Below are 15,954 nucleotides of genomic sequence, written 5' to 3'. Positions count from 1 at the left end.
CCAGTCGAGACCTTCGAGGGGAAAATAGCCATGTGCAAACCGGTCGAGTCATCCGTAGCGGTCGTTTCGATGCGATCGGTCCCGGTCGGCTGAGGAGTGACAATCACAGAGGGTCCGATCCGGCTCGACCAGTGGACCGAGGTCCAAGATCAGCACGCAGGAATCCCTATGCAGCAGCAATCCCGCTCGCCGGTCGCGGCGAGCAATGGTTTGCCCGCGGGCGCGTTCGCGCTGTCCGCGGCCCAACGCGGAATCTGGTTCGCCCAGCACTTCGCTGGTGACAACCCGATTTCCATCGCCCAGTACGTCGAATTCGTCGGATCGGTCGACGTCGACCTGCTGGCCGCTTCGGCGCGCCAGGCCGGGCGCGAGTTCGGCACCGGCTATCTGCGCCTGATCGAGGTCGGTGACGCCCCCTTCCAGGTCATCGACACCGCTCTCGACGACCGCATCAGCACCGTCGACCTGCGTGCCGAACCCGATCCGGAGGCGGCGGCGCAGGCGTGGATGCGTGCGGAGTACACCGCGCCGCTCGCGTTGCTACGCGACCGGCTGTGTGAGGTCAGGATGCTGCGCCTCGCCGATGACCACTGGTATTGGTATTCGCGAATCCACCACATCGTGCTCGATGGCGTCGGCGCGATCACCATGCTTCAGCGCACGATGGACCTCTACAACGCGGGCATCGAGGGCCGACAGGCGCCGGTCGGCAAGGCGGAGGACCTGCGCAAGATCGTCGACGCCGATGTGGCCTATCGCGATTCCGACCGTTTCGAGGCCGACCGGCAGTACTGGCGCGAACACCTGGCCGGAATGGCGGAGCCGGTGAACTTGGCGGGTCGCTTCGCCGATGTCGACGCGCATCCGCGGCTGGTCAGCGGCGCGCTGGCCGAGGAGACCGCCGAGCTGCTGGATTCCGTCGCGAAGGCGAGTTCGTCGAGCACGGCGCCGGTGATCGTGGCCGCCTTCGGCGCGTACCTCGCCGCCATGACCGGCGCACCCGAGGTGGTGCTGAGCCTGCCGGTCTCGGCGCGTACGACGGCGTCATTGCGGCGTTCCGGCGGCATGGTCGCCAATGTCGTTCCGCTGCGCCTCACCCTGGATCCGACCGCGACGGTGGGCGAGCTCATTCGTGCGACACAGAGCGAGCTCACCGGCGCGCTGCGGCGACCGCGCTATCGGCAGGAAGACATCGTTCGCGATCTCGGCTGGGCCCTCGACGAGGCGGCCTCGTTCGGTCCGACGGTGAACCTGATGATGATGGACTCCCGGATCCGGCTCGGGTCGGTCACCGGGCGTCTGCATGTGCTCACCTCCGGGATGATCGAAGACCTGTTCGTCAACGTGTATCCCGGTGTGGCGGGCGAGAGCACGCACATCGACTTCCAGGCCAATCCCAATCTCTACAGCGACGCCGAGCTGCGCGCACACCACGGCCGTTTCGTCACCTTCCTTTCCCGGTTCCTCGCGGCGGGAGCGGAGGCGGCGCTGTCCACGGTGCAGGTTGTTTCCGATGCCGAGCAGGCCCAACTTGTTCCCGCGTTTGGGCCCAACAGTGTGGCACCACAAACGCTTCCGGATATCTTGGCCGCAGGTGCAGCGGTCGATCCGAGTTCGACCGCCATTCTCGCGGGTGACGTCGCGATGACCTACCGCGAGCTCGACGAACGCTCGAACCGGCTGGCCCGTCTGTTGATCGCGGCCGGCGCGGGCCCTGAGCGCACGGTGGCTATCTCGATTCCGCGCTCGCTGGACTCCGTGGTCGGGATGTGGGCGGTGGCCAAGACCGGTGCGGCGTTCGTGCCGATCGACCCCAACTATCCCGCTGACCGGATCCAGCACATGGTCGGCGACAGCGGCATCGTCGCCGGTCTCACCGTCGCCGCGGCACGCGCATCGTTGCCGGATCGGGTGACGTGGCTGGTCATGGACGATGACGCGACCGATCGCAGTGCGGCAATACAGGATTCGTCGCCGATCACCGACGCGGAGCGCACCGCGCCGGTGCGGGTGGATCAGATCGCCTACGTCATCTACACCTCGGGCTCGACCGGTCTGCCCAAGGGTGTCATGGTGTCGCATCGGGGACTGGCGAATCTGGCGACCGGTTCCGGTGCCAGCTTCGGTGTGACCTCCGATTCCGTTGTCGCGCACGCCGTCTCGCCCAGTTTCGACATCTCGGTGGAGGAACTGCTCGTCGCCTTCGCCGTCGGCGCCGCGGTCGCGGTGGTACCACCGTCGGCGTACGCGGGCGAGGACATGGCGCGAGTACTCCGCACCCACGGCGTCACCCAGCTGAATGTGACTCCCGCCGTGGTGGGTTCGCTCGAACCCGACACCCTTCCGCAGCTGCGTACCGTCATCGTCGGCGGCGACGCCTGCCCGCCCGAACTGGTGGCGAAGTGGTCCGGTCGCACGCTGCTGAACGGGTACGGGCCCACCGAGACCACTATTACCGCCACCCTCACCGCGCCGATGGTTCCGGACGCACCCGTCACCATCGGCAGCCTGGTGCGCGGCGTATCGGCCGTCGTGCTCGACGGGTGGTTGCGGCCGGTGGCCGCGGGCACGATCGGGGAGTTGTATATCGCGGGCATCGGCGTCGCGCGCGGCTACCACCAGCGCAACGGGCTCACCGCGAGCCGGTTTGTCGCCAACCCGTACGAGCCGGGCGCTCGCATGTATCGCACCGGAGATCTGGCGCGCTGGCAGTGGCGCGAGGGCAGGCTCGAACTGGACTACGTGGGGCGCAGCGACTTCCAGGTGAAGATCCGTGGCTTCCGCATCGAACTCGGTGAGGTGGACGCCGCTCTGCAACGCCACCCCGACATCGACTTCACCCTCAGCATCGGCGCGACGGCGCCGTCGGGCGCCACCGCCCTGGTGTCGTATGTGCTCGCCAAGCCGGGTGCGCGGGTGCATACCGAAGAATTGAAAGCCTTTGTCGGGTCGACCCTTCCGGCACACATGGTGCCGTCGGTGGTGATGGTGCTCGACAGCGTGCCGCTGACCCCGGTCGGGAAGGTGGATCGACGGGCATTGCCCGCACCGGACTTCGGCGCGGGCACCACCACTCGGCGCGCGCCGAGCACACCGAACGAGGAGGTGCTCGCACCGCTGTTCGCCGAGGCGCTCGGGCTGGACGCGGTGGGCGTCGACGAGAACTTCTTCGCACTCGGCGGCGACAGCATCGTGTCCATTCAGCTCGTATCGCGGGCCAGGGCGGCCGGTCTGTCCATCAGTGCGCGAGATGTCTTCGAGCGCAAGACCGTTGCCGGGCTCGCGGCCATCGCCACCGACGCGGCCTCCCAGCTGGTGCGCGAACTTCCGGGTGGCGGGGTCGGTCCGGTCGAACTCACTCCGATCGTGCACGCGATGCTGGAACACGACCAACCGTGGCAGCGGTTCAGCCAGGCCGTCCTGATCGGCCTGCCCGCCGACATCGAGCGCGCTCGGTTGAGCAAAGCCGTAGCGGCGCTCATCGACCACCACGATGTGCTGCGCAGCTCGCTGCGGCGAACGGACGCGGGCTGGGAATGGGTTGTCGGCGAGGTGGGTTCGGTCGATGCCGACGGCCTGATCGATATCGTCGATGCCGGTCCGGATCTGGACGAGACGTGCGAACGTGAGTTGCAACGCGCGGCCGATCTGCTCGATCCCGGCGCGGGTGTGGTCATGCGCGTGGTGCTGATCGAGTCATCCGGCGCCGATCCCCGACTGTGGCTGGTGTTGCATCACCTCGTCGTCGACGGAGTGTCCTGGCGAATTCTGCTGCCGGACTTGGTCACCGCCTGGATCGGCGGACCGCTCGATCCGGTCGGCACCTCGATGCGGCGCTGGGCGCACGGTCAAGTGGAAGCGGCGGCAGGCAGGGCCGACGAACTGCCGGTGTGGCAGCGGATATCGGCCACCCCCGACGCGGAACTCGGTTCGCGCGCAATGGATCCGGCGCTCGACGTGGTCGCGACCATGGCGGACGTACGAACGACGGTGCCGTCCGAGGTGGCGAGTGCGGTGCTCGAGCTGGTTCCCGACCGATTCCACTGCGGCGCCGACGACGCCCTGCTGACCGCGCTCGCGATGGCCGTGTGCCGCTGGCGTGAGCGCACCACCGTGCTGCTCACCTTGGAAGGACACGGCCGCGAGGAGGCCGTGCTGCCCCACGCCGCTATCGACCGCACGGTGGGCTGGTTCACCAGCGTCTACCCGGTCGCGATCGACCTGACGGGCATCGACCTCGACGACGCCTTCGCGGGCGGTCCCGCCGCGGGAGCCGCGATCAAGGCCGCCAAGGAGCAGTTGCGGGCGATACCGGACAAGGGCGTCGGCTACGGCATGCTGCGCTATCTGAATCCCGAGACCGCCGCAGCCTTCGCGAACGCCCCGACCCCGCAGATCAGCTTCAACTATTTGGGGCGCGCGGCGACCGGAGGCGCGGGCCCCACCTGGCAGCCGCAACGATTCGCCGCGACCAACGACGACCGGACGCCGCTGGCGGCCGTAATCGATATCAACGCCATCATGACCGACGCCGAGCTCGAGGTGACCTGGGGTTACGCGTCACGGCTGCTCGACCAGACGCAGGTGCGCGAGCTCGCCGACCTGTGGGCGGACGCGTTGCGCGCCCTCGCTACGCATGCGCGGAGCACAGGCGCGGGCGGCCACACGCCGTCGGACTTCGACCTCGTCCCGGTGACCACGAGCCAGCTCGACAGCTGGGAGCAGACCTATCCGAATCTGGACGACGTGTGGCCGCTCTCGCCGCTGCAATACGGTCTGCTCTTCCACGCCTGGTACGACTCCGACACCGCCGACGGATACACCGTGCAGACCCGGCTCACCCTCGCGGGCCGAGTCGACGCGGCCCGCTTGCGTTCGGCCGCACAGGCATTGGTCGAGCGCCACGAGAATTTGCGGGTCGCCTATGTGGAGACCGACGACGGTCCACGCCAGCTCGTGCTCGCGACGGCCGAAATACGCTGGTACGACCTGGATCTGCGCGCGATCACCGACCGCGCCGAACGCGACCGCGAAGTGGAGCGCTTGATCGCGGTGGACGCGGGCACGCGGTTCGACCTCACCCGTCCGCCACTGCTGCGGTTCACCCTCATCAGGACCGCGCCCGAGGATTACACGCTGGTGATGACCAATCACCATCTGGTGCTCGACGGATGGTCGACCCCGCTGCTGGTGCGCGAGTTGCTGGCGATATACATCGCATCCGGCGCCCCGGGGCAGATCCCGGCGCTGCCGCCCGCGCCTTCGTACCGGGAGTTCCTGTCCTGGCTCGACGGGCAGGACAACGCGGCCTCGATCGCGGCGTGGAAGCAGTCGCTGGCCGGGATCGACGCGCCGACGCGCGCGGTCCCGACACTGGCCGGGATCGAATCCACCGAATCCGGCATGGTTTCGGTGGATCTGTCCGCCGACGCCGTCGCGCGGCTGGAGAAATCCGCACGCGACGCCGGAGCGACGGTCAATACGACCGTGCAGGTCGCCTGGGCGCTGCTGCTCGCGATGGTGACCGGCCGCACCGATGTGGTGTTCGGTGGCACGGTGTCCGGAAGACCGCCGCAGCTGGCGGGCGTCGAGGACATGGTCGGACTGTTCATCAATACGCTGCCGGTGCGGGTGCGCCTGGAGCCGAGCGAGCGGGTCGTCGACCTGCTGGCCCGTATCCAATCCGAGCAGGCGCGGTTGCTCGACCACCAGCATGTCGGGCTCGCCGCGATCCACCAGGCCGTCGGGCTTGCCGAACTGTTCGACACCCTCACGGTTTTCGAGTCGTACCCGATCGATCGGGAAGTGCTGTCGCAATCGCTGGATATCGCCGGTATGCGGGTGCTCGATGTGGAGGGGACCGACGCGACGCCATATCCGTTGAACCTCATGGTCATTCCGCTGCACGGTGGATCCGACGGCGACTCGCTGCGTATCACCGTGAAATTCATGGCCGATCAGCTCGACGCGGCCTCCGCGCGGCGGTTTCTCGATCGGTTCGTGCTGCTGCTGACGCAGCTCGCCGAGAACCCGCAGCAAGCCGTCGCGCGGCTACAGCATTGCGATCGCGACGAACGCGCCGCATTGCTGCCGGTCCGCGGCGGTGCGTCCCTGCCGCCGCGCACCCTGCCCGACATCCTGTCCGCGGGCGCGGCGATCGACCCGAATGCCATCGCCGTATCCGCGAACGGTCTCACCATGAGCTACGGCGAGCTCGACGCCTGGTCGAATCGCTACGCCAGGGTGCTGCTGCGTCGTGGTGTCGGCCCCGAGGTCTTCGTAGTGCTCGCGCTCACCCGCTCGATGGAGTCGGTGGTCGCGGTGTGGGCACTGGCCAAGACCGGTGCAGCCTTCGCGCCGCTTGACCCGAGCTACCCGCCGGAACGGATCGAACACATCCTCACCGACTCCAAGGCACCGATCGGTGTAACAGTCTGCGCGACAGGTGATTCGCTGCCCGGCACCGTCGACTGGCTGCTACTGGACGACCTCAACACCATCCGCAAGGTGATGACCGTCTCCGCCGCGCCGGTCACCGACGAAGAGCGCGGCGGCGCCATCGATATCGAGCAGACCGCGTACCTGATCTACACCTCGGGATCCACCGGAAAACCGAAAGCGGTGCTGCTGAGCCATCGTGGTCTCGCGAATCTGGTGGCAACCCAGAGTGTTTCGCTCGAACTCGACCCGACCGCACGCGTTTTGCAGGTTGCCTCACCGAGTTTCGATGCCTCGGTTTTCGAGCTGCTGATGGCACACTCGACCGGAGGAAAGCTGGTGCTTTCGCCGCCGGATGTGTACGGGGGCAGCGCACTCGAGCAGCTGATCCGCGCCGAGCGGATCACCCATGCGGTGATCACGCCGTCGGTGCTCGCGACCATGGATCCGCGCGATCTGGTCGCGCTGCGCATGTTGTCGGTGGCGGGTGAAGCGATCAGTCCGGAGCTCACCGCCCAGTGGGCCCCGGGCCGCAGAATGATGAACTTGTACGGGCCAACGGAATTCAGCATCTGGGCGACCGGACCGAGCGAGCTTCGGGTCGACGAGCCGGTCACTATCGGCGGACCGATCCAGGGTGCCGCGGTGATGGTGCTCGATACCTGGCTGCGTCCGGTCCCCGTCGGTATCACCGGTGAGCTGTACCTGGCGGGTCCCGCCCTGGCCCGCGGCTACTTCAATCGGTTCTCGATGACCGCAGGCCGATTCGTGGCCGACCCGCACGGCGCGCCGGGCGCGCGGATGTACCGCACCGGCGACATGGTGCGCTGGGTGCCGGGTAGGCCAGGTGAGCTGGATTATCAGGGCCGCAGTGACTTCCAGGTGAAGATTCGTGGCCTGCGTATCGAACTGGGCGAGATCGACGCGGTCCTGGCGGCCGACGAGCGGGTGGAATACGCGGCGACTATCGGACGCACCGGACCGGCGGGGGAGACCGTGCTGGTGTCCTACGTGGTTCCTGTCGCGGGCGTGGAGCTGGACACCGAGCAGCTGCGCAACCAGATCGCCACCACGTTGCCCGGATATATGGTGCCCGGCTATCTAGTCGCGCTGGAAGAGGTTCCGCTGACCCCGGTGGGCAAGCTGGACCGCAACGCACTGCCGGTGCCAGATTTCTCGGTCTCGCGACGCGCCTATCTCGCACCGCGTACGCCCGTCGAGCAGGCCGTGGTGGAGGTATTCGCCGATGTGCTCGACACCGAGCGGGTCAGTATCGACGAGTCGTTCTTCGAGCTGGGCGGCAACTCGCTGAGCGCGACTCGCGTTGTCGCCAGAATCAATTCCGCCCTCGGCGCGCGCATCGCGCTGCGCGATCTCTTCGACGCGCCCACCGTCGCACAGCTTTCGGCGCGGATCGTGCCTGTCACCGGCGGCGATCGGAGCAGATTCGCGCTCGCGCCGCGGATCAGGCCGGACCGGATCCCCTTGTCGCCCGCGCAACAGCGCATGTGGGTGCTGAATCAATTGGATCCAGGCTCGGCCGCCTACAACATCTCGGTGGCGCTGCGGCTGACCGGCGAACTGGATGTCGAGGCACTGCGTGCGGCGGTAGCCGATGTCGTCGAACGGCACGAAAGCCTGCGCACCGTATATCCCGCCGACGCCGATGGGCCGCGACAGGTGGTGCTGCGCGGTGCGACGGCGATGCCCGCGTTGTCCGTTATGGACACCGAAGATGGTGAGCCGCTGCGCGATCGGATCACAGAGCTGGCCGGAACCGGATTCGATATTGTCTCGGCGCCGCCACTGCGGGTCGGTCTGCTTCGTCTCGCACCCGACGTCCATGTCGTCGTGCTCGTGGTGCATCACATCAGCGCCGACGGCTCGTCCATGGCTCCACTGGCCGGCGACCTGATGACCGCCTATTCCGCGGGCTCCGCCGGGCCGCCGCCTGCGGTGCAGTACGCGGACTACGCCCTGTGGCACCGCGAGCTGCTCGGTGACGAGCGCGATCCGGAGTCGGTCGCCGCGCGGCAGATCGACCACTGGACCCGCGCGCTGAGCGGCGCGCCCGACCTGCTCGAACTTCCCGCCGACCGCCCGCGCCCGGCAGTGCAGACGATGTGCAGCGCCGACGTCGATTTCGTGATCGACGCGCCGCTGCACCGTGCCATGAGCGAGTTCGCGGCCACCGCCGATGTCAGCCTGTTCATGGTTGTGCATGCCACGCTGGCGGTACTGCTCGCGCGCCTCGGCGGCACCGACGACGTGGTGATAGGGACGGCGATCGCGGGTCGCGGCGAGGAAGCTCTGGACGGGCTCGTCGGGATGTTCGTCAACACACTGGCCCTGCGGACACCGATCGACCCGAACATCGGCTTCGGTGAATTCCTCGCCGCGGTACGTTCGACGGACCTCGATGCGTTCGGCAATGCCGATGTACCGTTCGAACGGCTTGTCCAGGTGCTGAATCCGACGCGTTCGACGGCGCATTCCCCGATCTTCCAGGTGTCGCTTTCGCTACAGAACTTCGTCGAGCCGACGCTGGAGCTCCCCGGGTTGCGCATCGAGGTCGAGGACCTCGACCGGGATGCGGCACAGTTCGATCTGACTTTCGATCTGCGCGAACACCTCTCGGGTACCGAACCGGCGGGGCTGAGCGGTGTGCTGTCCTATGCGACGGATCTGTTCGACGAGGCCACCGCGGCCGCACTGGTGAGCCGGTGGCTACGTGTGCTGAACGCGATTGTCGCCGAGGGTGATCGGACCATCGCCGATATCGACATCCTGGAGGAATCCGAGCGCGCGACACTGGTTCCGGTGCGCGGGCCCGCTGGCACGGGTACGACGATGCTCGCGCGGGTCCTCGCGGAATCGGCGGTGACCTATCCGGAGCGTCCCGCGCTGGTCGTCGATGGACGCACCACGACCTACCGTGCGCTCGACACCCGTTCCAACCAACTCGCTCGAATGCTTATCGACGCCGGCGCGGGACCGGAAACCGTTGTCGCGCTGAGTCTTACCCGCAGTGCCGAACTGCTCATCGGGATGTGGGCGGCGGCAAAGGCCGGTGCGGCGTTCCTGCCGGTCGATCCGAAATATCCGGCAGATCGGATCGAGCACATGCTCACCGACTCCGGCGCGGTGCTCGGACTCACCGCGGCCGCGCATCGAGCCCAATTGCCCGATGGCGCACGATGGCTGGTTCTCGACGACGCGGAGTTCACGACGCGCATCCAGGATATGGACGAGGGTGCGGTGGCGGCCGACGAGCTGCGGGGCCCGGTTCATCCGGACCAGCCGGCCTGGATGATCTACACCTCCGGGTCTACCGGTACCCCGAAGGGTGTCACGGTCTCGCATCGCGGCATCGCCGATCTGATAGCGGCGCAACAGGAACAGCTCGGACTCGACGAGCACTCGCGGGTATTGCAAGTCGCTTCACCGAGTTTCGACGCCTCGGTGTTCGAGGCGATCATGGCGTTCGGCTCGGGTGGGGCGTCGGTGGTCGCACCGCCGGATGTGTTCGGCGGCAGCCCCCTTGCCGAGCTCATCGATGCCGAGCAGGTGACGCATGTGGTGATCACGCCGTCGGCGCTGGCGACGATGGATCCAGACGCGGTGTCCAGCGTGCGAGTCCTCGCGGTGGCCGGTGAGGCCGTTGGCGCGGAAGTGGTCGAGCGGTGGGCACCGGGACGCACCATGGTGAACCTCTACGGCCCCACCGAATCCACCATCTGGGCTACGAGTTCCACGGCATTGGCCGTGGGCGCTCCGGTAACCATCGGTCTTCCGATTCGGGGTTCCGCGGTCCTGGTGCTCGACGATCGGCTGCGCCCGGTCCCGGTCGGGGTGGCCGGTGAGTTGTATCTGGCGGGGCCCACGCTGGCACGGGGCTACCACGGCAGGCCGGAGCTGACCGCGACTCGGTTCGTCGCCGATCCGTTCGGTGCGCGGGGCGAACGTATGTACCGCACCGGTGACCTCGTCCGATGGACACGGGACCGGCAACTGGAATACATCGGACGCACCGACTTCCAGGTCAAGGTGCGCGGCCAGCGCATCGAACTCGGCGAGATCGATGCCGTGCTCGGGCGTGCGGATGGCGTGGAATTCGCGGTGACGCTGGGTGTTCGTGGACCGGGGGGGTCGACGGCACTGGCGGCGTATGTGGTGCCCGCGGCGGGCGGTGCGCTCGACCTCGCGAACCTGCGTGCCTTCGCCGCGGAAACCCTGCCCGCGTACATGGTTCCTTCCGCGTTCGTCGTGCTCGACGAGATCCCCATCAACGCCGTCGGCAAGCTCGATCGTCGTGCGCTGCCGGAGCCTGTTTTCGAAGACGTCGAGACCGAATACCGCGCGCCGCGAACGCCGACCGAACAATCCCTGGCGGATATCTACGCCGAATTGCTCGGCCGCGACAAGGTGGGCGTGCACGATTCGTTTTTCGCGCTCGGCGGCGACAGCATCCTCGCGATCCAACTGGTATCACGGGCGCGGATGCACGGTCTGGTGCTCACGCCGTTGCAGATATTCGAGCACCGCACCGTCGAAGCGCTTGCGGCACTGGCCGATATCGCGGGCGAGGTGGTGATCCTGGAAGAGCTTCCAGGCGGTGGGGTCGGTGAGCTGCCGCTGATGCCGATCGTGCGGTACATGATCGAGCGCGGTGGCAACTTCGACCGGTTCGCCCAAACCGCGGTTTTGGAACTGCCGGTCGGCATCGAACGCGCGCAGCTGGTCGCGACCTTCGCCGCCGTGATCGACCGCCACGACATGTTGCGCGCCGGGTTGTACCGGGACTCCGCGGCCGACTGGCAGTTGCGGGTCGGCGAGGCGGGCTCGATCGATGTGGACGCGCTCGTGCACCGCATCGAGTTCGACGCCGATGCCGACGCCCTCGATGTCCGCGAATACGCCATCGCGGAGGTGGACTCCGCGCTGAACCGGCTCGACCCTGCGAACGGTGTTGTCCTGCAACTGATCTGGCTCGACCCGGTCGGCGACGCGGGAACCCGACGCCGTCCGGGCCGCCTGATCGTCGTCGCACACCACCTCGTCGTGGACGGCGTTTCCTGGCGAATCCTGGTGCCCGACCTGATCGCGGCGTGGGCCCAGATCTCCACGGGCGTTGCCCCGATCCTGGCCGAGACGGGCACGTCCATGCGCCGTTGGTCGTACGCGCTGACCGAGCAGGCGCAGGCAGACAGCCGAACCGCCGAGCTCGCCTACTGGCGCGATGTCGTCGACGGTCCCGACCCGATGATCGGCGCACGCGAGCTCGACCCGGCGATTGATCAGGCGCACACCATGCGGATGGTCGAGTTCGATGTGTCCGCCGAGGTGACCACCGCACTGCTGACAACCTTGCCCGCGCTGTTCCAAGGCGGCGCGGACGACGCATTGCTCGCCACGCTGGCATTGGCGGTTGTGCGCTGGCGCGAGCGCAAGGACCCCAGCGGTGCGGGCGGGGTGAGGTCCGCCCTCATCCGGCTCGAAGGGCACGGCCGTCAGGAGGAGGTGATCCCCGGCGCTGATCTCTCGCGGACCGTCGGGTGGTTCACCAGCATCTATCCCGTGCGACTGGATCTCACCGAGATCGATCTCGACGCGGCATCGGTCGGCGGTGCCGCCATGGGGTCGGCGATTCGCGCGGTGAAACATCAGTTGCGGGCGGTTCCGGACAAGGGGATCGGCTTCGGTTTGCTGCGGTACCTGAACTCCGCCACGGCGCAGCAACTGCCGAAGCGGCTGCCGGGCCGGATCAGCTTCAACTACCTCGGTCGGTATGCCACAGCTAGCATTCCGGCGGGGTTGGAAGGGCTCGGCTGGCTGCCGACCGACGAATTCGGTGACCTGCACGCCGCGGAACATCCGGATGTGCCGTTGATGTCCGAGATCGACGTCAACGCGGTCGTGCTCGGTGATCGACTGCACGTGAGCATCGGCTACCCCGAAACTCTGCACTCCCGAACCGATATCGACGAACTGGCGCTGGCCTGGACCGAAATACTCAGTGCCGCAGCAGTATTCGCGTCAAGTGTCGACGCTCGGCAGGCAGCCGCCGAAGAAGCGGTACTCACCACGAAACCGGACGCCGCTCCCGGCGGGCTCGGATTGGACGTGCTGCTGCCGATCCGGCTCGGCGGCGACGAACCGGCGTTGTTCTGTATCCACCCGTCGTCCGGAATGGCATGGACCTACCTGGGATTGGCGGACGCCCTGTCTCCGGGCAGGCCGATATTCGGCCTACAGGCCCCGGATCTCAGCGGCGCGCCGTCGGTTCATTCCATCGAGGAGTTCGCCGACCGGTACGTAGCGGAGATTCGCAGGGTGCAGCCGGAGGGCCCCTACCACCTGCTCGGCTGGTCGTTCGGCGGCCTGATCGCGCACGCGATAGCCACCAGGCTCGAGCAAGCGGGCGCGACGGTCGGTGTGCTCGCTCTGCTGGACGCCGACACCGCCGATATCGACGGTGACAGCATCGAGCGGCTCACCGCCGGCGCGTTCGTCAATAGTTTCGGCGCGGTATTCGGGATCCACGATGTGCCCGCCGAGGCCACCGCGCAGCAGGCGGCGGACCTGATCAGCGAGCGGATGGGCGGGGTGTCGATCATCGACGCGGCCACCCTCGAACGAATGGCCGACTCCTACAACGCATCGGCGGGCACAAGGACCGGCTATCAGCGCCCGGTCTACCGCGGTGATGCGCTGTATTTCCATGCGACCGTGGACACCTCGGACATCTTCGGTCCCGAGGGCTGGCGACCGTACATCACCGGCGAGATCGCGAATGTCGATATCGACGTGACACATGACGAACTGACCGCACCACACGCGCTGGCGAGCATCGCCCGCGTACTCGACGAGCAGCTGGGAGGCAGGCGATGAGTTCCGATACCGGAGTCCTCGTCGAGGGTATCGAGAAATCCTTCGGCACCGTACAAGCGTTGCGCGGCATAGATTTCGCGGCGACGCAGGGGGAGGTGCTCGGCATTCTCGGCCCGAACGGCGCGGGCAAGACCACGATGGTCAATGTCCTTTCGACCCTGATCGCGCCGGACAAGGGCCGGGCACTTGTCGCGGGGCACGACGTCGTCGCAGCTCCCGCGGCGGTGCGCCGATCCATCATGTTGACCGGGCAGTTCGCCGCACTCGACGACATGCTCAGCGGCTACGAGAATCTCGTGCTGTTCGGCAGGCTGATGGGTCTGCGCAAACGCTCCGCCAAGGAGCGCGCGGATGAATTGCTCGCCGAATTCGATCTCGTCGGCGCCGCGGGTCGCCGGGTCGGCACCTATTCGGGCGGTATGCGCAGGCGTATCGATATCGCCTGTGGTCTGGTGGTTCGGCCGGATGTGGTGTTCCTCGACGAGCCGACCACCGGCTTGGATCCGCGTAGTAGGCAGGGGGTCTGGGATCTGGTGTCCAGTTTCAAGAAGAACGGCATTACCACCCTGTTGACCACCCAGTATCTGGAGGAGGCCGATGCTCTCTGCGACCGGATCATCGTGATCGATCACGGTGTGGTGATCGCGCAGGGCACCGCCGACGAACTGAAGTCACGGACCGGCGGCAGCTACTGCGAGGTGGTGCCGCTGGATCTGAAGGATGTGCCCGCCATCGCGGCGGCACTCGGATCGTTGCTGCCGGACGAAACTCGCACATCGCTGACCTCCGATTCGGACCGCATCGCGATACCGGCGGCCGACGGGGCCAAGACCCTCGCGGAGGCACTGCGGCGGTTGGACGGAGCCGGTATCGAACTGGTCGACATCGCGCTGCGCAGGCCCTCCCTCGACGATGTCTTCCTACAGCTGACAGGGCATTTGGCGTCGGCGGACGGGGCGGCGGACTCATGACGGCGGGTACCTGGCTGACGCATGCGCGCGCCACCCCTGCCACCGTGCAGCAGTGGTGGGTGCTGACCTCCCGGTTGATCGTGCCCTCGGTCAAGACCGGTGAAGTGCTGTCATCGATCCTCGCTCCCGCGGCTTTCACCGCGAGTTTCTACATCCCGCTGAAGACCGTGATGACATTCTCCGGAAACGGGTTCAGCAGCTTCGCGCAGTACATGATGCCGCTGGTGATCCTCCAGGCGGCGTCGTTCACGGCCATTTCGGCAGCGTTCCGCGCAGCCTCCGACTCCGTCGCCGGTTTGGACCGGCGGTTCGGTTCGATGCCCATCGGCCCGCTGGTTCCGGTCGCGGCGCGGATGTCCGGCAATATATTTCGACTGCTCATCGCGCTGGTCACGGCAGTGGTCTGTGGCTACGTCATCGGATTCCGTTTCCGGCTCGACGCACTGCACACGGCTGGTTTCCTGGCGTTCTCGTTGCTCATCGGCATCGCGTTGACCCTCGGCGCGGATGTCATCGGGACGGTGTCGCAGAGCCCGGAGACGGTCACGCAGGCGCTGTTATTGCCGCCGTTGATCTTCGGCATGCTCTCCACGGGTCTGGCTCCGGCGACCCAGTTCCCGCAGTGGGTGCAGCCCTTCGTGCGCAACCAGCCGGTCTCGCAGTTCGCCATCGCACTGCGGGCCCTGGCCGGTGACACCAAAGGCAATGCGGGCGAGGCGACCTGGGCGCTGATGGGCCCGCCGCTGTTGTGGGCGATCGGAATCCTCGTCTTGTGCGCTCCGTTTGTTGTCCGACTGAGCTCGAGGAGGGCGTGATGACGCTGTTCGCTACGCCCGCGGTGAGCGGTTCGGAGGCATCGTCTATTTCGTTGGTGCGCCACACCCTGTTGCAGACGCAGCGGCTGCTGCTGCGTTCGACGCGTAACCCTGTGGCCCTGCTCGAGACGCTCATCATTCCGTGCCTGCTGCTGTTCATGCTGGACACGGTGATCGGCGGCCAGATCCAGAAATTCACCGGCGGCGACGCGCTCTACGGCTCGGTGCCGATGGTCGCCATCGTCGGCGCACTGTCCGGTGCCGTGGCCAGTGGTGTGATGCTCGGGCGCGAACGCGATGCCGGTCTACTCGCCCGCTTCTGGGTGCTGCCCGTACACCGCGCATCCGGCTTGGTTTCGAGAATCCTCGCCGAGGGTTGCCGCATCCTCGCAGGAACCGTGATCGTCGTCGTCGTCGGCTACCTGCTCGGCTTCCGTTTTCAGCAGGGAGTCCTCGCGGCACTTGTATTCCTATTGGTACCAGTGCTTTTCGGACTCGCCTTCGCCACAATCGTCACCGCCATCGCCGTCTACACCGCGAAAGCGTCCCTCGTCGAGGGCATTACGATCCTCTGCTCACTACTGATGTTCTTCAGCACCGGCTTCGTCCCACTCGCGGCCTACCCACAGTGGATCCAGCCGGTGGTCCGCAACCAGCCCCTATCGGTCGCCGTCGACGCGATGCGCGCGCTCGCACTCGGCGGCCAACTGGCCAGACCCCTCACCCTGACAATCCTCTGGTCACTCGGTGCGATCGTCGTGTTCGCGATTCCGGCCGCCGTCGGCTATCGACGTTCCAGCAGAAGATAGGATCGGGCACAAGCGAAGTCAGCGGCTTAC

4 protein-coding genes are annotated in these 15,954 nt (G+C 67.0%); all 4 read left to right on the top strand.

All coding sequences use genetic code 11. The features are described from left to right. Positions 1–168 precede the first annotated feature (168 nt). The 4 genes from ACLMAJ_RS35110 to ACLMAJ_RS35095 are packed head-to-tail and all read left to right on the top strand — an operon-like array spanning position 169 to position 15,924. Complete coding sequence (locus tag ACLMAJ_RS35110; protein ID WP_412018204.1) at positions 169–13,329, top strand: amino acid adenylation domain-containing protein; 13,161 nt, start codon at positions 169–171, stop codon at positions 13,327–13,329. Continuing rightward, positions 13,326–14,300 (top strand): ATP-binding cassette domain-containing protein, encoded by a 975-nt coding sequence (locus ACLMAJ_RS35105; RefSeq protein ID WP_412018203.1) that lies wholly within the window; start codon positions 13,326–13,328, stop codon positions 14,298–14,300. The genes ACLMAJ_RS35110 and ACLMAJ_RS35105 overlap by 4 nt, the downstream gene beginning before the upstream one ends. After that, positions 14,297–15,115, top strand: a complete 819-nt coding sequence (locus ACLMAJ_RS35100) for an ABC-2 transporter permease (protein WP_412018202.1) — start codon at positions 14,297–14,299, stop codon at positions 15,113–15,115. Before ACLMAJ_RS35105 ends, ACLMAJ_RS35100 begins: the two co-directional genes overlap by 4 nt. Further along, a complete protein-coding gene (locus ACLMAJ_RS35095; RefSeq protein ID WP_412018201.1) occupies positions 15,115–15,924 on the top strand; it encodes an ABC transporter permease in 810 nt (269 codons plus the stop codon). The genes ACLMAJ_RS35100 and ACLMAJ_RS35095 overlap by 1 nt, the downstream gene beginning before the upstream one ends. The last annotated feature ends 30 nt before the right edge of the window (positions 15,925–15,954 follow it).

Origin of the sequence: Nocardia arseniciresistens (genome assembly GCF_046764875.1) — a bacterium.
GTDB classification, from domain to species: domain Bacteria; phylum Actinomycetota; class Actinomycetes; order Mycobacteriales; family Mycobacteriaceae; genus Nocardia; species Nocardia arseniciresistens.
The sequence above is the reverse complement of the archived record's forward strand: the minus strand, read 5'-3'. Positions and strand labels throughout refer to the sequence as shown.